This window comes from Limnohabitans sp. TS-CS-82, from assembly GCF_002943475.1.
In genome coordinates this window covers 169240-193409 of the sequence record NZ_PTQX01000002.1, presented here as the reverse complement: position 1 = coordinate 193409, position 24170 = coordinate 169240, and the positions used below count along the sequence as shown (strand labels likewise).

Genomic DNA, 24170 nt, shown 5'->3' with positions numbered 1-24170 from the left:
CCATCCCACATGACACACACCATCGCTCCCCAAGACATCACCGGCCTCATCTTGGCAGGAGGCCGAGGCAGTCGCATGGGCGGCGTGGACAAAGGCTTGCAAAACTTCAACGGCATTCCCTTGGCCTTGCACACCCTCATGCGTCTTGGGCCCCAAGTCGAAAGCGTGATGGTCAACGCCAACCGCAACCTCTCGGCCTACGAGTCATTTGGGTCCTCTGTCTGGCCCGATGCCTCCGCAGACTTTGCCGGACCACTGTCGGGCTTTCTGGTAGGTCTTGAACGCGCCGAAACACCCTATGTGCTGACCGTGCCCTGCGACACCCCTCGCCTGCCGCTGGACTTGGCCGAGCGCTTAACCCAAGCCTTGGTGCGCGAAGACGCCGACATCGCCATGGCCGCAGCCCCCGAAACGGATGAACACGGCCAAACCCACATTCGCACACAACCCGTGTTCTGCTTGATAAAGATTGAGCTGTCTGAAAGCTTGGTCAAATTCATCCATGGCGGCGGTCGCAAGATTGACGCGTGGACCGCGCAACATAAAACAGTGGTGGTTCCCTTTGACGCGCAGGGCGATGACCCCTTGGCCTTTGCCAACGTCAACACCTTGAACGAACTGCAAGCCCTAGAAAACGCTGCCCCATGAAAAGCATCGACGACATCGCTGCCGCCCTGCAAGGCTACGACCCACAAGCCTTGAGCGTGGACCAAGTCAACGCGTTCTTGCATGAACTCGCACAGCCCGTGTCAGCAGACGAGTCTCAAGACGTGTATTTGTTTGATGCACTGGGACGCGTGCTGGCGCAAGACGTCATCTCGCCCATCAGCGTGCCTGCGCACAACAACTCGGCCATGGATGGCTTTGCGTTTGATGCAGCTCAGCTACAAGCCGCTCAGCTCCTCACCCTGCGCGTGGTGGGCACCGCACTGGCGGGCAAAGCTTGGCAAGGCAAGGTCAACGCCGGCGAATGCCTAAAGATCATGACGGGCGCCATCCTGCCCGATGGCTTAGACACCGTGGTGCCGCAAGAGTTCTGCCACATCGACAACGCGCACGATGTGACCAACGTCACTATCCCTCCCAACATCTTGAAAGCAGGCGACAACCGCCGCCTGCTAGGCGAAGACCTGATGCAAGGTGAGCCTGCTTTGAAGGCGGGCCAACACCTCACGCCAGCTGCCTTAGGGCTGATCGCGAGCCTTGGTCTCCCCGACGTGCGCGTGCACCGCCGTTTGCGTGTGGCGTATTTCTCCACCGGCGACGAAGTACTGAGCTTGGGCGAAGCGCCTCGCGAAGGCGCTGTTTACGACAGCAACCGTTACACCGTGTTTGGCCTGCTCACACGCTTGGGATGCGAAATGATTGACATGGGTGTGGTGCGTGACGACCCTGCTCTGTTAGAAGCTGCATTTGCCAAAGCCGCACAGACAGCCGACGCCATCATCACCAGTGGTGGCGTGAGCGTGGGCGAAGCCGACTTCACCAAAGCCATGATGAAAAAATTGGGTGACGTGGCATTTTGGAAAATCGCGATGCGCCCAGGCCGCCCCATGGCCGTGGGCCGCATTGGCAAGTCGGTGTTGTTTGGCCTGCCCGGCAACCCAGTGGCCGTGATGGTGACCTTTCTGGCCTTTGTGCGCCCTGCACTCTTGCGCATGATGGGCAGCACCGCACAAGCTGCACCACTGTTGCGCGCCAAATGCTTAGAGCCCCTGCGTAAAAAAGCGGGCCGCACCGAATATCAACGTGGGTTTGTCAGCAACGCACCCGACGGCACGCTACAAGTGCGCACCACTGGCAACCAAGGCTCAGGCGTGCTGAGCTCGATGGTGCAAGGCAATGGCCTCATCGTGCTGCATCACGCGCAAGGCAATGTCGCGGTGGGCGACGAAGTAGATGTGTTGATGTTTGAGGGCGCTATTTAATTACGCACCCACGTCCTCATCTTCATGGCGGATGGTGATGGCGCCCGGCACCTTGTTGCGCGCCAACAAGGTGTACATGGTGGGCACCACAAAGATGGTGAGCAAGGTGCCCAAGCTCATGCCACCCACAATCACCCAACCAATTTGCTTGCGGCTTTCAGCACCTGCGCCACTGGCCAGGGCCAACGGAATTGCACCCAACACCATCGCACCTGTGGTCATCAAAATCGGGCGCAAGCGCAAAGTGGCTGACTGCGTGACAGCGGCGAACAACTCCATGCCTTCTTCACGCAACTGATTGGCAAATTCCACAATCAAAATGCCGTGTTTGGTGATGAGGCCCACCAAGGTGATCAATCCAATTTGGCTGAACACATTGAGCGTGCCGCCACTGAACTGCAGCGCCAACAAAGCGCCCACCATCGACAGCGGCACCGACAGCATGATGACCAGTGGGTCCACAAAGCTTTCAAACTGCGCAGCCAACACCAAGAAGATGAACAGCAAGGCCAGCACAAACACAATCACTAACGAGCCCGATGATTTGACGAACTCACGCGAGGTGCCGTTGAGGTCGGTGGAGTAACCGGGCTTGAGCACCTTTTGCGCCGTGGCATTCATGAAAGTGATCGCCTCACCCAAGGAGTACGTCGGTGCCAAGTTGGCACTGATGGATGCACTGCGGCGCTGGCTGAAGTGGTTCAGCTCACGCGGCACCACCACCTCTTTGATCTTCACCAAAGCGGACAGCGGAATCATGGCCTCGCCTTTGCCGCGAACAAACACGCGTTCGATGTCGTCAGGCGTGTCACGGCCTGTGGGCGCGGTTTGCACAATCACGTCGTATTGGTCGCCCTCGCGCTTGTAACGCGTGACTTGTCGGCCACCCATCATGGTTTCCACCGCGCGGGCAATTTGGTCCACCGGCACACCCATGTCAGCGGCGCGCTCGCGATCCACTTCCATGCTGATTTCGGGTTTATTCAAACGCAGGTCGGTGTCGACGCTGACGATGCCTGGGTTCTTGGCAATTTCTTCTTGGAAACTGCGCACCACTTGCGCGAGGTTTTGGTAACTGTCCGACGTCAAGATCACGAAGTTCAAAGGACGCTCGCGAAACGGCTGGCCCAGCGAAGGTGGTGTGATGGGGAACGCCGTCACACCAGGCAAACCAGCCACAGCGGGTGTCATGTCGCGTGCAATTTCCAGTGTGGTTTTCTTGCGATCTTCCCAAGGTTTGGCGCGGTAAAACACGTTGCCTTGCGCCACCGTAGGGTTACCCACCACGGTGAAGATGCGGTCGAACTCGGTGTATTTGTCGGCCATTTTTTCAAGGGCCATGGTGTAGCGCGTGGTGTAGTCCATCGTCGCGCCATCGGGTCCGTTGATGACAGTCAAGATCACGCCACGGTCTTCCATGGGGGCCAATTCACTCTTGGTGGTTTTGAGCAAGGTCCATGTGCCTATACCGGCCAGCACCATCACACCCACCACCAACCAACGGCGCGACATTGCACGCCCAAAAAACACGCCGGGTGACAGCGTCCACTTCAGCAAACGTCCATACGCATTGGACATGCGTTGCAACTGATGCTCCATCGTGCGGTCAAACCAGCTAGGGTTGTGGTTGTGCTTGAGCATGATGGAACACATCATGGGTGTGAGCGTCAAGGCCACAAAGCCAGACACCACCACCGAGCCGGCCAAGGCCAGCGCAAACTCGGTGAACAACTTGCCCGTGCGTCCCGGCGTGAACGCCAATGGCGCGTAAACCGCGGCCAAGGTCATGGTCATGGCCACTACCGCAAAGCCCACTTCTTTGGCGCCTTTGATGGCCGCATGGAATGGCGACATGCCTTCTTCAATGTGCCGATAAATGTTCTCTAGCACCACGATGGCGTCGTCCACCACCAAACCAATCGCCAACACAAGCGCCAGCATGGTGAGTGTGTTCACGGTGAAGCCAAACATGGCCATCAATGCAAACGTACCGATCAAACACACGGGGATGGTGACCAGCGGAATGATGGACGCACGCAAGGTGCGCAAGAACAGAAAAATCACCAAGGCCACCAGAATGGCGGCTTCCACAATGGTTTGGTACACCGCTTTGATGGAGCGGTCAATGAACACCGAGTTGTCGTTGGCGACTTCAATCGCAACGCCTGGCGGCAAGTTGTCTTGGATCTTCGGGATCATGTTGCGCACGGCGGCACTCAAGTCCAGCGGGTTGGCTGTGGCGTTACGAATCACGCCTAAGGTGATGGCTTCTTTGCCGTTCAGGCGCGTGGCTGTGCGTTCGGCTTGTGGGCCTTGTTCGACACGAGCGACATCACCAATGCGCACCTGAATGCCATTGACTGACTTGATGACCACCGCATTGAACTCTTGTGGCGTACGTAAATCGGTGGAGGTGCTGACGTTGAATTCGCGCAGCTTACTTTCAATGCGGCCAGCAGGCACTTCCACGTTGGAGCGGCGCAGGGCATCTTCCACATCTTGCGTGGTGAGCTTGTAAGCAGCCAAGCGGTCTGGGTCCAACCAAATGCGCATGGCGTATTTGCGCTCGCCGTACACACGCACATCCGACGCACCCGGCGCGGTTTGCAGCATGGGCTTGGCAATGCGGTTGGCGTAGTCGGTGAGCTGCAACACGTTCAAGGTGTCAGCGCTGAATGACAACCAAATGACGGGGAAGGCATCAGCCTCGACCTTGGCAATCACCGGCTCGTCAATGCCTTGCGGCAGACGTTGGCGCACGCGGCTGACTTTGTCACGCACGTCGGCGGCGGCTGAATCGGCATCACGCGACAACACAAAGTTGATGGTGATTTGACTTTGCTCTTGGCGGCTGATGGAGGTAATGACGTCCACCCCCTCGATGCCAGAAAGCGAATCCTCCAACACCTTGGTCACTTGCGACTCCACCACCGCGCTGGACGCGCCGGTGTATTTGGTCTCCACCGTCACCACGGGGTTGTCGATCTTGGGGTACTCGCGCACGTTCAAGCGGGTGAACGACACAACGCCTACCAGCACGATGAGCAGCGACAGCACAGTGGCGAACACCGGGCGGCGAATGGATATCTCAGGCAATTGCATGTGAGCTCTTTGCGTTCGGATTAGCGGCTGGCGGCTTGAGAGGCGGCACTGGCGGCATCAGCCCCCGATGCACCAGAAGCTGCACCTGATGCAGAGGCAGGCGCTGATGCCGGGTTGGCTGGACCACGACCCAACTCCACCACACGCAAGGGAGAGCCGTCTTTTTGCAAACGCTGCTGACCGGCGACCACGATGGTGTCGCCTTCAGCCAAGCCCTCGGTGATCTCCACTTGGCCACCACGGCGCAGACCCAATTTCACTTCTACGCGCTGAGACACCAGTTTGGTATCGGGCGGCAAAACAGGTGCACTTGCCGCAGCACTCGCAGCGCTAGCAGCAGGTGCAGGCAACTCAGAAGGAGCCACAGCTTTGATGACAAACTGTTTACCGCCTTGCGGCACGATGGCCTCTTCCGGCACGATCAAGGCGTTGGGCCGCACAGCAAACACAGCTGTCACACGCGCAAACATGCCCGGGCGCAAGGGGCCGTTTTGCTCACCACCGGCATTTATGCGTGTGCGATCAAACGCATTGCTGGGACAACCCAAGCTCTGAGGCGAAGGCAAAGCAACACCACGCATCGCTCCAGAGGCAACCACGGGTGCAGATGCCGCCGGTTTGGCAGCGACGGCAGGGGTTGAAGCCGAGGCAACGGGCGCGCTGGACGCCTGTGCCGCTGGGCCTTTGCCACCCGCAGCAGCGATGGGCTCACCCGCCGTATTGGCCAACACCGCACGCACGCCGATGGAGCGGCCATTCGCGTCAATCAAAGGGTCCACCGCTTCGACCTTGGCTTTGAACAGTCGGCCGCTGAACGCATCGAGTTTGACCTCAATCGTTTGGCCTGGCATCACCTTGGTTTGGTAGCGTTCGGGTAAGCGGTAGTCCACATACAGGCTGCCAATGTTTTCAAGGTTGATTAAATCTGCGCCGTCTTTGACGTAATCACCCACGTTCACATTGCGGATGCCGACCACGCCATTGAACGGCGCAATCAAACGCATGCGATCCAAGCGTGCGCAGGACAAACCCAGTTGCGCTTCTGACACTTGCAAGGCCGCTGCGCTTTCGTCGAGTGAGCGCTGGGCAATGAAGTTTTGCGCCACCAGTTCTTGGTTGCGTTTGTAGTTGGCCTTGGCAATCGACATCTGAGCCAGCGACTGCTGTACCTCCGCGCGTTGCAAGGTGTCATCCATTTGCACCAGTACTTGGCCAGCGCGCACACGCGCGCCATCGGCAAAACCCAGCGACAGCACACGGCCCGCCACTTCGGGGCGCAGCATCACGTTTTGTGATGAACGCAAAGTACCCACAGCCTCGGCATCGTCACGCAGGGTTTGTTTTTTGACTTGGGTGATTTCAACGCCACTGGGACGCACGCCCATCGCAGCGCCAGCGTCGGACTTGGGTGCTTGCAACCACCAAGCCATGGTCGAGGCCACCCCAATGCCAACGACTGCCACAACGGAATACATCTTTTTGGAGGCCATGAGTGAGATTCTTTTAAGTCGTATTTAAACCAATCGTGCAATGTACCAGCGACGGGTTTCAAAAATGCCAAATTTACCTGGCCTTCACACAGGCTGTCACCGACCCGACAGGGCCAATTCCACACCTCGGTTAGCCAAACCGTCCGCACGTTCGTTGTCCACATGACCCGCGTGGCCTTTGACCCAGTGCCACACGATGTCGTGGTCACCTTGATGGGTCAAAGCATCGAGTTGTTGCCACAGGTCTGCATTCTTCACGGGTTGCTTGGCTGCGGTGCGCCAGTTGCGGGCTTTCCAGCCGTGAATCCACTCGGTGATGCCTTTGCGCACGTATTCGCTGTCCAAATACAAGGCCACAACGCAGGGCCGCTTCAAGGCACGCAGGGCTTCGATAACGGCCATCAACTCCATGCGGTTGTTGGTCGTCTCTAGCTCGCCACCAAACAGTTCTTTTTCTTGACCTGAGGGCGAACGCAACAAGGCGCCCCAGCCCCCAGGGCCAGGGTTGCCCTTGCAGGCCCCATCTGTATATATCTCTACCGTGTTCATGCCATTCCTTTGGAGGCGGTGCTGACCACCGAATGCACCGCCGTGTTGTTTGCCGCACTTGAAGCAGAGGTCACAACGACCGCAGCTCGCGGCACCGCTTTTTTCCATGCGGGTGACATCAGGCGCATGCCCTGCACGCGCTTGACCGCCACCATGCCGTAGACCGAACCCAAGATGGGCCACCAACGTACGCCCGCCTCGTCCATCCAATCCCAGCGATTGAGCCAACGCTCAGTTTTCACCGCCGGGCGGTAGCAACCAAAGCTGGTGGACTCCACCTCAAAACTCAGCAGTTGCAGCCAGTCACGCAAGCGGCGTTGGCCGATGAAATCCCCCACCTGCGAAAAACCACGCTTGCAGCTTTTGCTCAGCCCCCACAGGCTATTGGGGTTGAAGCCACAAATCACCACACGCCCCTCGGGCACCAAGACGCGCTCGACCTCGCGCAAGGTGGCATGTGGGTCGTAGCTCAGCTCCAGCGTGTGGGGCAACACCAGCAAGTCCAAGCTGGCACTGGGAAAAGGCAAGGCTTCGTAATTGGTCAGCACCACATCACGCCCCAAAGGCCAAGGCTCTGGGTGTGTGTCACTGGCCAGCCAGCGGTGCGGCATGCGGTTGGCCTGCAGCGCATCGAGCGCGGGAAATCCGAGTTGCAAGGCGTGAAAGCCAAACACATCCGCCACAGCGCGGTCTAAATAGGTTTGTTCCCAAGCGCACAAATACTGCCCAGCGGGAGACGCCAGCCAGTCAGGCAAACTATCGTTTTTTAAAGGTGTGGATGACATGAAGCTGATTGCACTGCCCGCGTTCTCTGACAACTACCTGTGGTTGTGGCAACAAGACCAAATGGCCGTGGTGGTCGACCCCGGTGACGCGGCGCCTGTGTTGCAAGCGCTGGCTAAAGGAGGTCTGAAACTTGCCGCGATTCTAGTCACCCACCACCATGCAGATCATGTAGGCGGCGTTCGCGAACTGCAGCTTGCCACTGGCGCTCAGGTCTTTGGGCCCGCACGCGAAGAGGTGCCCGTGCCTTTCACCCCCGTCATGCACGGTGATGCACTTGAACTGCTGGGCCAAACCGTGCAAGTGCTGGATGTACCGGGCCACACCGCAGGCCATGTGGCTTACTTTTTACCCCAGGCCCCACAAAGCCCTGTGCTGTTTTGTGGAGACACTTTGTTCTCCGGCGGCTGCGGACGTGTTTTTGAAGGCACGCCCGCACAAATGCTGGCCTCATTAGACCTTTTAGCTTCACTCCCTGCGTCTACACAGGTGTGCTGCGCCCACGAGTACACTCTCTCTAACTTGCGATTTGCGCTCGCCGTAGAACCTAGCAACACCGACTTGCAAACCTACGCAGCACACTGCCAACAACTCAGGGCTCAAGGTGTTTCCACCCTACCCGCCCAGCTTGGCATGGAATTGCAAATCAACCCGTTTTTACGGGCTCGACACCCCCTTGTGCGACACGCTGTTGCACAGCACGCTGGGCTCTCAGCGCTCGAACAAACCGACGACGTGGCTGTGTTTGCAGCCCTTCGCGAATGGAAGAACGATTTCAAATGAGATTTCTACTCGCCGTATTCAGCTTTAGCTTCGTCTTGCTCACGGGCTGCGCCAGTTTGTCTGAACAAAGCAGCACCAACACCGAAGGGCTGAGTCCAATTGCCAAAGGCACAGCCAAACGCGATGGCGTGGCACAACTGAACTTGCCCAACGACCTGTGGGAACGCATCCGCAAGGGCTACCAAATGCCCAACCTCGAAAACGAGTTGGCTAACGACCGAACCCAGTGGTACTCGGCCAAGCCTGACTACTTGCAGCGCATGACCGAGCGCTCGAACAAATACCTGTATCACATCGTTGAAGAGCTCGAAGCGCGCAAGATGCCCACAGAGCTGGCTTTGCTGCCCTTCATCGAAAGCGCCTTCAACCCGCAAGCGGTGTCTAGCGCACGTGCCAGCGGCATGTGGCAGTTCATGCCCGCCACAGGCAAAAGCTTTGACCTCAAACAAAATGCCTTCCGCGATGACCGCCGCGATGTGCAAGCCTCCACCCGCGCCGCACTCGACTACCTTGAGCGCCTGCACAAGATGTTTGGCGACTGGCATTTGGCCTTGGCAGCCTACAACTGGGGCGAAGGCAATGTGGGCAAAGCCATTGCGCGCAACAAACGTGCGGGCTTGCCCACCGGCTACACCGACTTGAACATGCCGATGGAAACACGCATGTACGTGCCCAAGCTGCAAGCCATGAAAAATATTGTGGGCAACCCGCCCCAGTACGGCGTGGTGCTGCCCAGCATTCCTAACCACCCCTACTTCCAAAGCGTGCCCCTGCGCCGCGACATGGACGTGAGCGTGGCCGCCAAACTGGCCGACATCTCTGAACAAGACTTCAAGGCCCTGAACCCATCGGCCCACCGCCCTGTGTTGCTGGCTGCAGGCTCGCCCAACATCTTGCTGCCTTGGGACAACGCGGAAGTGTTCCAACGCAACTACGAGGCATCGACCTTGGGCCGTATGGCCACGTGGACTGCGTGGGTAGCGCCCACCACCATGAAAGTGGCGGATGCCGCCAAGCGCGTGAACATGAACGAAGCAGACTTCCGCGCGGTCAACAACATCCCGCCCCGCATGCTGATCAAAGCAGGGTCCGCCCTGTTGGTGCCACGCAGCGCCAACATGTTGGGCGACGTGACCGCCCAAGTGGCTGACAACGGTAAGCTTGACTTGTCACCCGAAGCTGTTGCGAAACGCAAAGCTGCGGGCAAAGGTGGCAAGAACGCCAAGGGTATAAAACTGGCATCTGCCAAAGAGAGCAAGGGCTCTGGCAAAAAGCAAGCGTCGGCTAAAGGCGACACCAAGGTCGCCAAGAAATAATTTACTTTAAGCGTCGCGCCTGTCCACCAATGCGTGGGCAATGGTCCCCAAGTCCACATACTCCAGCTCGCTGCCCACAGGCACACCACGGGCTAGGCGTGTGACTTGCACACCGCGCTTCTTCAAAGCCTCGCCTAGCACATGGGCTGTGGCCTCGCCCTCGGCAGTGAAGTTGGTGGCCAAAATGACCTCTTTCACCACGCCGTCGCTGGCTCGCTCAATCAGCTTTTGCAGCCCAATGTCTTTGGGACCAAAACCATCCAAGGGGCTGATGCGGCCCATGAGTACAAAGTACTGGCCCTTATAAGCCGCTGTGCGCTCTACGGCTGATTGGTCTGCGGGGGTTTCGACCACGCACAAGCGGGTGGTGTCGCGCCCGTCGTCCAAGCAGGTATCGCACACGGGTTGGGTGGTGAAGGTATGACAACTTTCGCAATGCTGCACTTGGCTTGCTGCTTGGTGCAAGGCCTGAGAAATCATCTCGGCCCCCTCCCGGTCGTGTTGCAGCAGGTGGTATGCCATGCGCGAGGCCGATTTCACCCCCACGCCGGGCAAACGGCGCAGGGCCTGAATCAGGCCTTCAAGCACGGACGTGTCGCTCATCTTTGGGGCGATCAGAACGGCAGTTTCAGGCCAGGTGGCAAGCCAGCGGTGAGCTTGCTCATCTTGGCTTCGCTGGTCTCAGAGGCTTTGCGCACGGCGTCGTTGAAGGCGGCAGCCACCAAGTCTTCGAGCATGTCTTTGTCGTCAGCCAGCAGGCTTGGATCGATGGTGATGCGTTTGACATCGTGCTTGCAAGTCATCAAAACCTTGACCAAACCTGAACCAGATTCGCCCGTGACTTCAACGAACGCCAATTCGTCTTGTGCCTTTTTCAGGTTTTCTTGCATGGCTTGAGCTTGCTTCATGAGGCCCGAGAGTTGTCCTTTGTTGAACATGTGTTTCCCTTTTACAAACTAAAAAATAAAGCGATTGGACTTAAAGCGGCTTGATGCTGCCCGGCACGATTTTGGCGCCGTAATCTCGCATCAAACTTTGAACATACGGGTCGTTCAGGATGATGGCCTCGGCCCCTGCTTGACGCTGCGCGGCGGCGGCGGCGTTGCGCTTGGCAGGACTGTCTTGCACGCGGCCCACTTCCACTGTCAGGCGCACGGGGTAGCCCGCGGTTTCGAGTGCTTTTTGCAAACGTTCGCGGCTGGTGGTGCTGTTGAGCGATTCACGTTCGACGCGCAGCATCCAAGTGTCGGTGTCACGTGCTACAAGTTGTGACTGCAAACCCAGCTCACGCACCAAGGCGTTGATGGTTTCAGCGGCCGACATGTCCATCACCAACTTATGCCAAAACTCACCTTCGGGTGTGGCCTCGATCTGCGGCACTTCGGTGGTGGGCATTTGCTGTTCAAGCGCAGCGCTGGGCTCGGCTTGTTGGCGCACGGGCATGGCCACCACGGCAGCGTCTGAGTCGTGGTCGTAGCTGGAACTGTCTGAACCGTCGGGGTCGTAGCTGGGGTCGTCTTCCCAAGGAGCCACTTCGCGTGGTTGCATGTCACGCACGGGCAAGGCCTGCACGGGGGCTGCGGGCTGGGGCTCGGGGGGGCCAGGCGCAGGCGCAGGCGCAGGCACTTGCGATGCAGCGGGCTGCATGGACGCAGCTGGGGCAGCAGCCGGTGCTGGTGCCGAAGCGGCACGTTGCGGATTAATTAGAGTTTTTTTTTCAGCCGAAGCAGAAGCAGAGTTTGCAGCTTGTGGCTTGAATGCCAACAATCGCAAGAGCACCATCGTCAGTGCAGCGTATTCGTCAGGGGCCAAACCCAACTCTTGTCGGCCATGCAAACTCAGGCTGTACAGCAGCTGTGTTTCGTCGGGTGGCATCACACCCGCCAAACGCGCCATCTCGGCGGCTTCGGGGTCTGCGGCATCGCCCTCACCCATGTCAGGCACAGCTTGCAACACAGCCATGCGTTGCAAAACCATCGACATGTCTTCGAGCGTCGCAGCAGCGCTCAGGCCATGCACGCGCAAAGCTTCAGAAGTTTCGACCACCGATTTGCCATCACCATGTGCCAAGGCCTCAATCAAACGGAACACATGCGAGCGGTCGGCGCTGCCCAACATTTGGCGCACCGCTACTTCTTGCAACTGACCGCCACCGTAGGCAATGGCTTGATCAGTCAAACTCAACGCATCGCGCATGGAGCCACGCGCAGCACGGGCCAACAGGCGCAAGGCTTGGGGCTCAGATTCAATGTTTTCTTGGCCCAACACATGGCCCAAGTGCTCTAACACCGTCTCGGGAGCCATGGGGCGCAGGTTGAACTGCAAGCAGCGCGACAACACAGTGACCGGCACTTTTTGCGGGTCGGTCGTGGCGAGCACGAATTTCAAATACTCAGGCGGCTCTTCGAGTGTCTTCAACATCGCGTTGAACGCGGTGTTGGTGAGCATGTGCACCTCGTCAATCATGAAGACTTTGAAGCGGCCTTGCACAGGTTTGTAAACGGCTTGCTCTAGCAAGCTCTGCACTTCGTCCACACCGCGGTTAGAAGCGGCATCCAACTCGGTGTAGTCGACAAAGCGACCTGCATCAATGTCGGTACAGGCTTGGCACACGCCGCAGGGGTTGGCGGTGATACCGCCTGTGCCGTCCACGCCTTGGCAATTGAGCGATTTGGCCAGCACGCGCGAGACAGTGGTTTTACCCACACCGCGTGTGCCCGTGAACAAATAGGCGTGGTGCAAACGTTGGGTGGTCAGCGCATTGGTCAGCGCCTGCACGACGTGCTCTTGCCCCACCATCTCCGTGAAGGTTTTGGGGCGATATTTGCGGGCGAGCACGAGGTAAGACATAAGCCAAGCATTCTATGTGACCTACAATAGACCTCGACGGGCCTCCTCACATGGTGAAGCGGCCAACTGGGTCAGGCGGGGAACCGAGCAGCCCTAACTGTGGAGCCAGTGCTGAGGGTCGGGCCCGTCACCTTCATTTTTTTTCTTTACCCGCTAAAGAAACCCTCAACTCCTGCCGATACAGGTGTGATGGCCGAAGAAACCTCAGAAGCAACACCCGACGCAACCTCAAGCACGCCCGAAGTGCCCGAGGGCGTTGTCGCGCCTGTTGAAGCCGCGCCCGAGCCTACAACGCCACCTGCTGCCACCCAAGCACCAGAGACCGCAGTGCCTGTGACCGCAGTGCCTGTGACCGCCCCACCCTCTGAACCCGAAACGCCCAAAGAGCCCGATGCGCTTCAGCCTTTCATCGACAAAGCACACGCCACCGTGCAAGATGAAGTGGATGCCAAAGAGCTGAACAAGTTCTTGCGCGCGCACATCAAGACATTCCGTGAAGAGTGGGAATCTTGGTCAGACAGTGCCAAAGACACTTACACCTACATGATGACGGCGCAGTTGCTGCAACGCAAAGCAGCGGCCATTCAAATTGGTTTGGGAAACGTGTTCAAGCTGCCCAATCCTTCTGCTCAGACTGAGCTGATGCAGTCGATTCAGCACTCACAGGTCAAAGCTACCAAGCGCTACCCCGCGATTGATCTTCCGCCCAAACTGCGCGGCATTACTTTTTAAGCGTTTTCGCTGAGAGGTACTCGGCCAAGCTGGCGTTGCCAAGACGCACACCACTGTTGCCACTGTCTTGCGCCACAGCACCGCGTATTTGCTTGATCAATAAGCCCTTCACATCGCCCTGCATGGCTTGTGTACGAAGCTCGACATAACGCACCTGCGCTTTGGCTTGGTCCATCTTGGATTCGGACATGGCTTGCAGCCACAGGCCATCGTCACGTTTGCCCGCTTCGAGCTCGCGCAAGACCAAGGCGCGAACCATGTTGGAAGATGACTGAGACATACAGAGGCTCCGAAAAAACAAAGAGTGCATCAATTCTGCCAGTTGAAGTAGTAAATTCAGCAAATCAACACTCGCCACAACGCTTATGCCCGAACTGTTTGGCTCTGATGCCTATGCCCCCAAAGAAATCGCCGCCAAAGTAGAAACCGTGGGCGTCGCCAAAGCGCACATGGCCACCCTACCTTTGGTCATGCTGGGCTTGTTGGCGGGCGCATTTATTGGCTTGGGCGGCTTGCTTTTCATCATCGTCAAGTCCGATGCCAGCCTCAGCTTTGCAGTGAGCCAGCTGCTGGGCGGCTTTGTGTTTTGCTTAGGCTTGATCTTGGTGGTGATTGCAGGGGCTGAGCTGTTCACAGGCAACAACTTGCTGGCCATGGCGTGGGCGGATGGGCAAATCACCACGCGCGAAGTGCTGCGCAACTGGCTCTGGGTGTGCGCGGCCAACTTTGTGGGTACCACTGGCTTGGCACTGCTGGTGTACCTGAGCGGTCACACGCACATGAATGGCGGAGCCATTGGCACCACCGTTTTGAAAATTGCACTGGCCAAACAAAACTTGGTCTGGCACGAAGCGTTTTTCAGAGGCGTGCTGTGCAACGTGCTGGTGTGCATGGCCGTGTGGATGGCCATGGCGGGGCGCAGCGTGATGGACAAGGTGATTGCCATCGTCTTTCCTATCACCGCCTTTGTGGCTGCGGGGTTTGAGCACAGCATTGCCAATATGTATGTCATGCAGCTTGCGCTCATCATTCAACACTTTGAGCCAGTCACGGCGAGTAACGCCCTTGGCGTGGCGGGCAACGCCTTGAGCGTCGCCGGCATGTTGGGCAACTTGGTGCCCGTGATTTTGGGCAACCTCGTGGGCGGCAGTGTGTTTGTGGGCTTGGTTTACCACCTCATCTACCGCGTAGCGGCAGCGGCTCAGCCCCTTCAAACCCCGTTGATCGAAAAAGATTAATCGTCTGTGGCGGTGGCGTTCATCGCTTCAACCATGCCCTGCAACAAGGTCTCGCTCTCGTGGGCACCAGACAGACCCACTTGGCGGTTGAAGATAAAAAACGGCACCCCGGTGATCCCCATCTCACGCGCAGCTTTGTCGCTGTCGATGGTTTGACTGTGCAACGCCGAATTTTGTAAATGCTGTTCGGCCACCATGCGGTCCATACCCGCTGACTCGGCGATGTCTAGTAACACCGAGGCTTGGGTCAGGTCCAGGCCGTCCAGAAAATAAGCCTTGAAAAAGGCTTCCACCATCGCGTCTTGCACCATGCCGGGCTCTGACACAGCAATCAGGCTGTGTGCCACGACGGTGTTGGGCTGTCGAACAATGCGATCAAACGCAAATGAAATCCCCACCTCTTTGCCCACCCCGGCCACACGCTCATAGATGGCACTGCCTTCGTCGCCAAACTTGTTGCGCACATAGTCCGCGCGGGCCATGCCTTCGGGCGCCATGTCGGGGTTGAGCTGAAAGGTGTGCCAGCGCACCTCTGGGTCCACCTCGGGGTGCTGAACTGCCAAAAGTGCCAAAGCACGTTCTAAGCGACGTTTGCCCACATAGCACCAGGGGCACACAACATCGGAGACAACATCAATGGTGAGAGTTTTCATGGGGGTACTTGGTTTCTGCCACAATGCCCCAACTGTAGCTCTATCGCCAATTGAAAGAGGAAATAAAACCATGGCCAGCGATTTGATCAAACACATCACCGACTCCAGCTTTGAAGCAGACGTTCTGCAAGCTGACAAGCCCGTCTTGGTGGACTATTGGGCCGAATGGTGCGGTCCTTGCAAAATGATTGCCCCCATCTTGGACGAAGTGGCTGTTGCTTATGAGGGCAAGCTGCAAATCGCCAAAATGAATGTGGACGAGAACCGCGACATCCCAGGAAAATTGGGCATCCGTGGTATTCCTACCCTGATGGTGTTCAAAGGCGGCCAATTGGCAGCCACCAAAGTGGGCGCCATGAGCAAAGCCCAGTTGACCGACTTCATCAACCAGCAATTGGCTTAATTCAACGCCAAACGCCTAGTTCTAGAAAGCCCGCAGATCTTTTGATCTACGGGCTTTTTTCCTGCCATAATCCGTTTCGAATTCACCTTGCAGCCCATGAGGCTACTAGGCTCCCCATCAGGGCTTGAATTCCGGTCCAGAGGTATTTCTCTCCTCGCTCCGACCTCCCCACCCCAATTTTTTAACGAACTCCCTACTGGAGTCCCAAGATGCATCTGAACGAACTCAAGGCGCTGCACGTGTCTGAAGTGCTGAAACAAGCCGAAGAACTCGAAATCGAAAACACAGGCCGTATGCGCAAGCAAGAGCTGATGTTTGCCATCATCAAAAAGCGCGCCAAAGCGGGCGAACAAGTGTTTGCCGATGGTGTGCTCGAGATCTTGCCCGACGGCTTTGGCTTCTTGCGTAGCCCCGATACCAGCTACACCGCCTCGACAGACGACATCTACATCAGCCCTAGCCAAGTGCGCCGCTTCAACCTGCACACGGGCGACATGATTGAAGGCGAAGTGCGCATTCCCAAAGACGGCGAGCGCTACTTTGCACTGACCAAGCTCGACAAGGTCAACGACGACCTGCCTGAGAACAACAAACACAAGGTCATGTTCGAAAACTTGACCCCACTGTTTCCACGCGAACAGATGAAGCTTGAGCGCGACATCAAAGGTGAAGAAAACATCACCGGTCGCATCATCGACATCATTGCGCCCATCGGCAAAGGCCAACGCGCCTTGGTCGTCGCCCCGCCCAAGAGCGGTAAAACCGTGATGATGCAGCACATCGCCCACGCGATTGCCGCCAACTACCCCGATGCCCACATGATGGTGTTGCTGGTGGACGAGCGCCCAGAAGAGGTGACTGAAATGCAGCGGTCGGTCAAAGCCGAAGTGATTGCGTCAACGTTTGACGAACCCGCCGCTCGCCACGTGCACGTGGCCGAGATGGTGATCGAACGCGCCAAGCGTTTGGTGGAACTGAAAAAAGATGTGGTCATCTTGCTTGACTCCATCACCCGCCTCGCTCGCGCTTACAACAACGTGGTGCCCTCATCGGGCAAAGTGTTGTCAGGTGGTGTGGACTCCAACGCCTTGCAACGCCCCAAGCGCTTCTTTGGCGCGGCCCGCAAAGTGGAAGAAGGTGGCTCACTCACCATCATCGCCACTGCCTTGGTTGACACCGGCAGCCGCATGGACGAGGTGATCTTTGAAGAATTCAAAGGCACGGGTAACTGCGAAATTCACCTCGACCGCCGCTTGTACGAAAAGCGCGTGTTCCCAGCCATTCAACTCAACCGCAGCGGCACACGCCGCGAAGAGCTCTTGCTCCCGCCCGAGATCTTGTCCAAGACCCGCATCCTGCGCCAGTTCATGTACAACATGGACGAAATCGAATCCATGGAAATGGTTTTGAAGAGCATGAAGGCGACCAAGTCGAACGTCGAGTTCTTCGACATGATGCGTCGCGGCGGTTAATCCGCTTTCGCTACCGCACGATGCCAAAAGGCGTCAGCATCCGCTGACGCCTTTTTTGTTGGGAAATCGCAAAATCCCCAATCGCACGATTGACAGCGTGATCAATCGCACTTATGATGGCACTCATCAGAACTCGCAGCATCTAACCATGACACAACTCACAGCCAACGACCTCAAAGTGCGCGGCATCGCTGCGATTGAATCGGTACTTACTGATCACACAGAGGCCACCATCTCGGTACGCGGCAAAGATCGGTTTGTGGTTATGGACATGGCGCAATACCACTACCTGCGCGAATGTGAACTTGAAGCTGCAATGATGCAAAGTAAAGCCGACATCGCAGCTGGCCGTGCTGTGCAAGAAAACGCGCAAGACCACATGGCACGCCTAGACGCATTGCTCAACGACACAACCGCACATTAAGAACATGTCGTACACGCTGGTTATTACCGACAGCTATGTGCGGCGTGCGGTGCGTTTTCTCAAACGTCACCCGGAATTGCGTAACCCCTATGCAAAAACACTAGGGCTACTTGAGCTCAACCCGCACCACCCTTCGTTGCGTTTGCACGCACTGTCTGGAAGGCTCGATGGTTTGCACTCGGAGTCGATCAACCTGTCCTACCGCATCACCTTAGAACTGATCGTTCAAGACCAGCAACTCATCCTCATCAATGTGGGTGATCACGACACGGTGTATTGACTCAGTGTCAATTCGGCACCAAAAACTCCCGACTGATGCTCGCGCCAATCTCATTCACGCGATCCAAGAACTGGGTGAGATAAGCGTGCAAACCATTCGCCAGAATTTCTTCAATGCGGCTGAACTCCATCTCAGCGCACAGCTTGCCCGCACGGCGATAGCTTTCTAGCGAGCGGTCGTCCGACACCATCGAGATGTTGTTCACCACTTCGTTCAAGCACGCATGTAACGAGCGTGGCATGTCAGCACGAAGAATCAGTAACTCGGCCACGCGCTCGGGGTGAATCACATCGCGGTAGACCTTGCGGTAAATCTCAAAGCCAGACACGCTTCGCAAAATCGCGCTCCAGTGGTAGAAGTCGTGCTGCTGCGTTTTTTCGCTGCCATCGGCAAACAAGTCGCCATGCACGGCGTGGAACTTCACATCCACCAAACGTGCGGTGTTGTCGGCGCGCTCAAGGAAGGTGCCCAAGCGCATGAAGTGCAAGGCTTCGTCCATCAGCATGGTGCCCACGGTCACGCCGCGTGAGAGGTGCGAGCGGAACTTGACCCATTCAAAAAACTCACCCGGGTCGCTCTCGAGCAAACCACTCTTCAAGATACGGTTGAGTTCCAACCACGTTTGGTTTTGCGTTTCCCACACTTCGGTGGTGAGGCTTCCGCGCACAGCGCGTGCATTTTCACGCGCAGCACGCAAGCACGAGATGATGGAAGACGGGTTGCTCTCATCCTTCACCATGAACTCCATCACGCGCAGCGGTGTGATGTCGCCATGGCGGGCCTGATAAGCGGGCAGCAACTCGCTAATAGACAGTAAGCCTTCCCAACCCAGCAGCGCCACTTCGGCAGACTGTGGCAGCAAAGAAGTTTGGTAGTTCACGTCCAGCAGGCGTGCGGTGTTCTCGGCCCGCTCGGTATAGCGGGACATCCAAAACAGGTGGTCAGCGGTACGACTCAGCATTGTTAAACCTCAAGAATCCATGTGTCTTTGGTGCCGCCGCCTTGAGACGAGTTCACCACCAGTGAGCCTTCTTTCAGCGCCACGCGGGTCAAGCCGCCGGGCACCATTTGCACGGTCTTGCCGCTCAACACAAAGGGGCGCAAATCGATGTGACGCGGCGCGATGCCGCTCTCCACATAGGTGGGGCAGCTCGACAAGCTCAACGTGGGTTGCGAGATGTAGCCATCGGGTTTGGCTAGCAACACTTGGCGAAACTCTTCAATCTCGGCCTTGGTCGCGGCTGGCCCCACCAACATGCCATAGCCGCCAGCGCCGTGCACTTCCTTCACCACCAGCTCGCTCAAATGCGCCAGTGTGTAGTCGAGGTCTTCTTTCTTGCGGCATTGGAACGTGGGCACGTTGTTGAGGATGGGCTTCTCGCCCAAATAGAACTCAATCATTTGCGGCACATAGGGGTAGATGGATTTGTCATCGGCAATGCCGGTGCCCACCGCGTTGCAAATGTTCACATGGCCTGCTTTGTAAACATCCATCAAACCGGCACAACCCAATGTCGATGTTGAGCGGAACACGCTGGGGTCTAAAAAATCATCGTCCACACGGCGATAAATCACGTCCACGCGCTTGGGGCCGCGTGTGGTGCGCATGTAAACAAAGTTGTCTTTCACAAACAGGTCTTGGCCTTCGACCAACTCCACGCCCATTTGTTGCGCCAAGAAAGCGTGCTCAAAGTAGGCGCTGTTGTACATGCCGGGCGTCAGCACCACCACGGTGGGGTCGTCGGTGGTGGATGGGCTGCTGGCACGCAAAGTCTCTAGCAACAAGTCTGGGTAATGCGCGACGGGGGCCACGCGGTGTTGGCTGAACAACTCGGGAAAGAGTCGCATCATCATCTTGCGGTCTTCCAACATGTAGCTCACGCCGCTGGGCACGCGCAAGTTGTCTTCGAGCACGTAGTACTCGCCGTTGCCTTGGGCATCCGGCGCACGCACGATGTCGATGCCGCTGATTTGTGAATACACCTTGTGCGGCACATCGACCCAACGCATCTCGGGGCGGTACTGCGCGTTGTTCAAAATTTGTTCGCTGGGGATGATGCCGGCTTTGAGAATGCCTTGCTCGTGATACACGTCGTGAATGAACATGTTGAGCGCGTTCACACGTTGAACCAAACCCTTTTGCATGCTCGTCCACTCGTGGGCGGGAATGATGCGAGGAATCAAATCAAACGGAATGAGGCGTTCAGTACCTGCGCCGTCTTCGTCTTTGTCGCCGTACACCGCAAAGGTAATGCCGACGCGACGAAATATCATCTCGGCTTCTTCGCGCCTGTCACGCATGGTCTGTGGATCTTGGCGCTTGAGCCAGTCCAAGTAGTTCCTGTAGTGGGGGCGCACCGCGCTGTCCACAAACGGCAGCTGGGCGTACATTTCATCAAACTTGTGCATCTTAGGAACTCCTAGCACCTCTTACGCAAGTTGGATGCCAGCTCTCAGAATACGTGTTGCCAATAGCGTTGTCTTTGATTTCGCTCACATTGCACCAACTTGGGTTGCTCACTGTGCCATGTCGACGCACCACAACGGGGTGTCTGCACCACAAGCACCCCTAAATCTCTGTAGCGCCGCAACACATCCGGCCTTGGATGCCCAAAGCGATTGCGGTAGCCGGCTTGAACGATAGCGACGCTGGGATCAACAGCTTCTAAAAAGGCTTGTGTAGACGACGTAGCACTACCGTGATGCGGCACCAGCAACCAATCCGCTTGCAAGGCTTGGCCGCTTTGCAGCAGGTCTTGCTCTTGTGCGGCTTCGATATCGCCTGCGAGTAGCGCAGATGTGTCGGCAGCCGTCACGAGCAACACACAACTCAGCGCATTGGGCTTGAGCTTGCGTTCATAGTCAGCCGCACTCGGGTGCAGCACCTCAAAATGCACACCATCCCACGTCCACGATTGCCCGCGTTCGCAACGCTGCATCGCGCCCAACGCTTGAAGCGGATGCTCTAGCGCAATCGACGTCAACACCTCCGCCTGCGGCTGCATGGCCATCACCGTGGGTGCGCCGCCGCTGTGGTCACTGTCTTGGTGGCTGATGACGATGCGGTCTAGCCGCTCACCCCACGCACGCAGCAGCGGCACGAGCACGCGCTGACCTGCATCGGTCTCGGCCGAGTAGCGCGGGCCTGTGTCGTACAGCAAGCTGTGTGTGGCCGTTCGCACCAACACGGCATGGCCCTGGCCCATGTCGGCCGCCACCAGTTCAAACGTGCCGTGTGCTGGGCGCGGTGTTTGCCAGCTGAGCACGGGCAACACCAAGGCCACGCCAAAGCACCGCAACCACATGGGCAAGCGCATGGCCCACGTACCCATGCCGACCAGCGCAGCTGCCCCAGCCCACAAAGGTGCAGCAGGTGCCGACCATTGCGCCCACGACACACCCGCGCACGCTTTGAGCAGCCACACCAACCACTGCAAAGCCTCAGCCGCCACGCTCCAAGCGAATGGCAACACCAGCCCCAGCAAACACAGCGGTGTGACCACCAAGGTCACCCACGGCACAGCTAACAAGTTGGCGAACAAACCCACGACGGACACTTGGTGAAACAGCAGCAAAGTCAGCGGAGCCAAACACACACTCATCAGCCACTGCTCGCGCCACATACGCTGCGCTGAAGCCCATGCATTTGCAAGCAAGCGCCCTCGCCTATTTGGCTGACTGTTTTGCTCTGTCGACTCGTCAAAAACATTCAGCGCATCAGAGTGCGCCGACGTCTCCACAGGCGCATGCGAGCCCGAGGCAAACAACACACCCACCGCTACAAAGCTGAGCCAAAAGCCAGCTTGCATCAGCGCCCACGGGTCTAGCGCCAGCACCACCGCGCACACGGTCAGCCACACCTGCATCAAGGGCCAACGCAAGCCATACACACGCAGCAGCGTGACCACACCCAGCATCCATACCGTGCGCTGCGCGGGCACACCCCAGCCGGTGAACACCGCATACGCCAGCGCCACCATGGCGGCACACGCACTGGCGGCGATGGGTGCGGGCAGCCACAAGCTCCAAGGCTTAGCAGGAGACCACACATCGCAGCGTCGCCACAACCAGCCCACACACATAGCCGCCAACCACGCAAGGCCCGTGATGTGCAAACCTGAAATCGCCATGAGGTGCGCCACGCCCGTGGCACGAAACACATCCCAATCCGCACGCTCAATCGCCGCTTGGTCGCCCACCAATAAGGCCGCCACAATGCCGGCAACTGCGCGGTCTGCCACGCGTGCATCGATGGCGCTGCGCACGCGTTGGCGCAGTCGTTCCACTGGGTGATTCAATGTGCTGCCTAGCCACTGCGGCAGCGCGTCTTTGGCCCCGTTGCGCACATAGCCCGTAGCTTGCAGACCCTGCTCCCATAGCCACAGCTCGTAATCAAACCCATGTGGGTTGATGTGGCCGTGTGGGGCTTTGAGGCGCACCGCCAGTTGCCAACGGTCACCGGGGCGCAAGTCTGCGGGCGGCGCTTGCACTTTGTCATCGCTGCCATTCAATCGGTTGCCATACCAACCCAGCAGCAATTGCGGCGGCAACTGCACCAGTGCGCCGTCGCTGTCACGGGCCGACTCCACCTCGAAGCGAAACCGCGCACTGTCTTCCATGCGCTGCGGCAAGTTGGCCACGATGCCCACCACTTGCAAAGTACGGCCTTCGAGCGCGGGGTTCAAATTGCTTTGTGCATAGTGGCTGGCTCGTGTTCCTGCTTGGGCAAAAGCCAACACAGCCGATAACGCAGCCACCAACACAAACCCAACAGCGGCTTGTACTCCTGCGCCAGCCGATGCACGCGAGAAAAAAGCTGAGGCTCTGCGAACCCATGCGAAGCGCGAAACATCGATGCGCGTTGCGATGTATGCCGACATCAGCGCAAAAGCCGCTAATTCCCAATACACCTCACCCGCCCACAACTGCGTCTGCTGCAACTGCAAAGCCGTGCCCGCAATCCAGCCCAAGGCCAAAGGTGTGATGACAGAAAACATGGCCGCATGTTCGACCCAACATTACGGCACGTGGGCGATGCCCACTCACAAGTTAAAAAGCCCCAACCATTCGGCAGGGGCTTTTGCATCCAAGGGGTTGTCAGCTGGGGTTTAGCCCGAAGCAGCTTTAGAGCCGCCGCAGACTTCTTTCTTCAAAGCGGCCAGATAAGTGTTGGGGCGAATCGGGTATTCGCGTGGACGCCATTCGTGCACATCGTCGGATGCCACCTCTTTGCCCTTGCCCATTTGCTTGTCAAAGTAGCTCACAGACAGGCGCACCACCGTGTCGTTCTTGCAATACATGCGCACGCGCAACATCATCGACTTGTAGCTCTCGCCAGTGGGGGTTTTTTCAGCCTTGGGCAAATCGGTCAGCACCCAAGCAAAACGGGACACGTGCACGGGCATGACCGCTTCTTTGTCGAAGTAATACGTGGCTTCGTCTTCCTTGACCAATTCGCTCCACTCGGCCGAAGCCGGCGCAGCCCAAGCCAAGAGGCTGGTCAACACGAAAGCAACAACAGAAAGGTGGCGTGAGCGCATGATGTGTATCAAAGATAAAACTGACTTGCCTAGGGTATCGGCGGGGCTACAGAAAACTTGAGCAAAAAAGCGCACTGCTTTGGCGCGCAAGCCAAACTGCATTATGAAACATGCCTAGAGGCTTGGGGAAATGCCACACATCATTTACGAACATCACTTCGCAATAGCTGATTCATCTGCGCGGTGCTGTCTTTTTGCACTTGGTTTTGAAGTTTGATCGCTGGCTCAGTTGATGGAGCGACTACCACAGGCGGATTACCACACTGCAACAATTCGGGACGCACTTGTTCAGGTGTTGCATGGTTACGATTTGTCCACGCATATTCATCTGATGGCCCAGGAGATCTCAGTCCGCACGCTGCAACCGAACTGGCTACAACCAGTGTCAAATAAAAGGGCTTCATACTCATTGACCGTAGTAGTTGTTACGTGCGCGAATAGGAGCGTTTTGACATGCGGGCAACTCTGCTCGGTAACTTGGATCTGAGCAAGGGCCTCCCCATCCTGATTTGAAATAAAACCCCTTTTGGAACATGCATTCAACGACTCGCGTTCTTGCGTTATCTAATGATTCCCCTTCTTGTCGTTTTATGGGTTGGAGATCACCACATTCATTCAACGCCTGAC

General features: G+C 57.4%; 23 protein-coding genes and 1 other RNA gene. 11 read left to right on the top strand and 13 right to left on the bottom strand.

The window, feature by feature from the left end:
- The first annotated feature begins 9 nt into the window (after positions 1 to 9).
- Positions 10 to 648 carry a molybdenum cofactor guanylyltransferase MobA gene (gene mobA, locus C5F52_RS05395; protein ID WP_104797321.1) on the top strand — a complete coding sequence of 213 codons (639 nt, stop codon included), beginning with the start codon at positions 10 to 12 and terminating at the stop codon, positions 646 to 648.
- The gene (gene glp / locus C5F52_RS05390) at positions 645 to 1928 is read left to right on the top strand and encodes a gephyrin-like molybdotransferase Glp (RefSeq protein WP_104797320.1); all 1284 of its coding nucleotides are present in this window, start codon (positions 645 to 647) and stop codon (positions 1926 to 1928) included. The genes mobA and glp overlap by 4 nt, the downstream gene beginning before the upstream one ends.
- Here glp and C5F52_RS05385 read toward each other — a convergent pair whose 3' ends face one another.
- The 4 genes from C5F52_RS05385 to C5F52_RS05370 form a co-directional block, all read right to left on the bottom strand.
- Positions 1929 to 5030 carry an efflux RND transporter permease subunit gene (locus C5F52_RS05385; RefSeq protein ID WP_104797319.1) on the bottom strand — a complete coding sequence of 1034 codons (3102 nt, stop codon included), beginning with the start codon at positions 5028 to 5030 and terminating at the stop codon, positions 1929 to 1931.
- A 20-nt stretch (positions 5031 to 5050) separates the two neighbouring features.
- Positions 5051 to 6520, bottom strand: a complete 1470-nt coding sequence (locus C5F52_RS30185) for an efflux RND transporter periplasmic adaptor subunit (protein ID WP_236657743.1) — start codon at positions 6518 to 6520, stop codon at positions 5051 to 5053.
- A gap of 96 nt (positions 6521 to 6616) precedes the next feature.
- On the bottom strand, positions 6617 to 7069 hold the full coding sequence (gene rnhA / locus C5F52_RS05375; RefSeq protein WP_104797318.1) for a ribonuclease HI: 453 nt from the start codon (positions 7067 to 7069) through the stop codon (positions 6617 to 6619).
- Positions 7066 to 7854 (bottom strand): class I SAM-dependent methyltransferase, encoded by a 789-nt coding sequence (locus tag C5F52_RS05370; RefSeq protein ID WP_201746967.1) that lies wholly within the window; start codon positions 7852 to 7854, stop codon positions 7066 to 7068. Before C5F52_RS05370 ends, rnhA begins: the two co-directional genes overlap by 4 nt.
- Between C5F52_RS05370 and gloB the strand changes: the two genes are divergently transcribed.
- Positions 7853 to 8635, top strand: a complete 783-nt coding sequence (gloB, locus tag C5F52_RS05365) for a hydroxyacylglutathione hydrolase (RefSeq protein ID WP_104797317.1) — start codon at positions 7853 to 7855, stop codon at positions 8633 to 8635. The genes C5F52_RS05370 and gloB overlap by 2 nt on opposite strands.
- Complete coding sequence (locus C5F52_RS05360) at positions 8632 to 9951, top strand: transglycosylase SLT domain-containing protein (RefSeq protein WP_104797316.1); 1320 nt, start codon at positions 8632 to 8634, stop codon at positions 9949 to 9951. Before gloB ends, C5F52_RS05360 begins: the two co-directional genes overlap by 4 nt.
- Positions 9952 to 9957: 6 nt before the next feature.
- On the opposite strand, the gene recR is transcribed toward C5F52_RS05360, so the two are convergent.
- Genes recR through dnaX form a run of 3 tightly spaced genes read right to left on the bottom strand, consistent with a single transcriptional unit; the run spans position 9958 to position 12801 of the window.
- Positions 9958 to 10554: a recombination mediator RecR gene (gene recR, locus C5F52_RS05355; protein ID WP_104797315.1), complete on the bottom strand. Its 597-nt coding sequence runs from the start codon at positions 10552 to 10554 to the stop codon at positions 9958 to 9960.
- Positions 10555 to 10565: 11 nt separating this feature from the next.
- Positions 10566 to 10889, bottom strand: coding sequence for a YbaB/EbfC family nucleoid-associated protein (locus tag C5F52_RS05350; RefSeq protein WP_104797314.1), 324 nt, complete (start codon positions 10887 to 10889; stop codon positions 10566 to 10568).
- Positions 10890 to 10929: 40 nt separating this feature from the next.
- Complete coding sequence (gene dnaX / locus C5F52_RS05345) at positions 10930 to 12801, bottom strand: DNA polymerase III subunit gamma/tau (RefSeq protein ID WP_104797313.1); 1872 nt, start codon at positions 12799 to 12801, stop codon at positions 10930 to 10932.
- Between the two features lie 35 nt (positions 12802 to 12836).
- Between dnaX and ffs the strand changes: the two genes are divergently transcribed.
- Both ffs and C5F52_RS05335 read left to right on the top strand, forming a co-directional pair.
- Positions 12837 to 12933, top strand: an RNA gene (gene ffs / locus C5F52_RS05340) — signal recognition particle sRNA small type.
- A 57-nt stretch (positions 12934 to 12990) separates the two neighbouring features.
- On the top strand, positions 12991 to 13533 hold the full coding sequence (locus tag C5F52_RS05335) for a hypothetical protein (RefSeq protein WP_104797312.1): 543 nt from the start codon (positions 12991 to 12993) through the stop codon (positions 13531 to 13533).
- Here C5F52_RS05335 and C5F52_RS05330 read toward each other — a convergent pair.
- Positions 13523 to 13813, bottom strand: a complete 291-nt coding sequence (locus C5F52_RS05330) for a hypothetical protein (RefSeq protein WP_146100040.1) — start codon at positions 13811 to 13813, stop codon at positions 13523 to 13525. The two genes, C5F52_RS05335 and C5F52_RS05330, sit on opposite strands and share 11 nt — an antisense overlap.
- 85 nt (positions 13814 to 13898) lie before the next feature.
- On the opposite strand from C5F52_RS05330, the gene C5F52_RS05325 reads away from it, so the two are divergent.
- The gene (locus C5F52_RS05325; protein WP_104797310.1) at positions 13899 to 14771 is read left to right on the top strand and encodes a formate/nitrite transporter family protein; all 873 of its coding nucleotides are present in this window, start codon (positions 13899 to 13901) and stop codon (positions 14769 to 14771) included.
- Here the strand turns inward: C5F52_RS05325 and C5F52_RS05320 are convergent.
- Positions 14768 to 15424, bottom strand: a complete 657-nt coding sequence (locus tag C5F52_RS05320) for a DsbA family oxidoreductase (protein WP_161499656.1) — start codon at positions 15422 to 15424, stop codon at positions 14768 to 14770. The two genes, C5F52_RS05325 and C5F52_RS05320, sit on opposite strands and share 4 nt — an antisense overlap.
- A 70-nt stretch (positions 15425 to 15494) precedes the next feature.
- Here C5F52_RS05320 and trxA point away from each other — a divergent pair, with 70 nt between their 5' ends.
- From trxA to C5F52_RS05300, 4 genes are all read left to right on the top strand, one after another.
- Complete coding sequence (gene trxA / locus C5F52_RS05315) at positions 15495 to 15827, top strand: thioredoxin TrxA (protein WP_104797308.1); 333 nt, start codon at positions 15495 to 15497, stop codon at positions 15825 to 15827.
- A 209-nt stretch (positions 15828 to 16036) separates the two neighbouring features.
- Positions 16037 to 17299: a transcription termination factor Rho gene (gene rho / locus C5F52_RS05310; RefSeq protein WP_104797307.1), complete on the top strand. Its 1263-nt coding sequence runs from the start codon at positions 16037 to 16039 to the stop codon at positions 17297 to 17299.
- A gap of 148 nt (positions 17300 to 17447) precedes the next feature.
- Positions 17448 to 17723: a prevent-host-death protein gene (locus C5F52_RS05305; protein ID WP_104797306.1), complete on the top strand. Its 276-nt coding sequence runs from the start codon at positions 17448 to 17450 to the stop codon at positions 17721 to 17723.
- A 4-nt stretch (positions 17724 to 17727) separates the two neighbouring features.
- On the top strand, positions 17728 to 18003 hold the full coding sequence (locus C5F52_RS05300) for a plasmid stabilization protein (RefSeq protein WP_104797305.1): 276 nt from the start codon (positions 17728 to 17730) through the stop codon (positions 18001 to 18003).
- A gap of 7 nt (positions 18004 to 18010) precedes the next feature.
- Here the strand turns inward: C5F52_RS05300 and C5F52_RS05295 are convergent, their stop codons facing one another.
- The 4 genes from C5F52_RS05295 to C5F52_RS05280 form a co-directional block, all read right to left on the bottom strand.
- A complete protein-coding gene (locus tag C5F52_RS05295; protein WP_104797304.1) occupies positions 18011 to 18964 on the bottom strand; it encodes an alpha-E domain-containing protein in 954 nt (317 codons plus the stop codon).
- Between the two features lie 2 nt (positions 18965 to 18966).
- Positions 18967 to 20412, bottom strand: a complete 1446-nt coding sequence (locus C5F52_RS05290; protein WP_104797303.1) for a circularly permuted type 2 ATP-grasp protein — start codon at positions 20410 to 20412, stop codon at positions 18967 to 18969.
- 44 nt (positions 20413 to 20456) lie between these two features.
- Complete coding sequence (locus tag C5F52_RS05285; protein ID WP_104797302.1) at positions 20457 to 23000, bottom strand: DNA internalization-related competence protein ComEC/Rec2; 2544 nt, start codon at positions 22998 to 23000, stop codon at positions 20457 to 20459.
- Between the two features lie 111 nt (positions 23001 to 23111).
- Positions 23112 to 23543, bottom strand: coding sequence for a surface-adhesin E family protein (locus tag C5F52_RS05280; RefSeq protein ID WP_161499655.1), 432 nt, complete (start codon positions 23541 to 23543; stop codon positions 23112 to 23114).
- Positions 23544 to 24170: the final 627 nt, after the last annotated feature.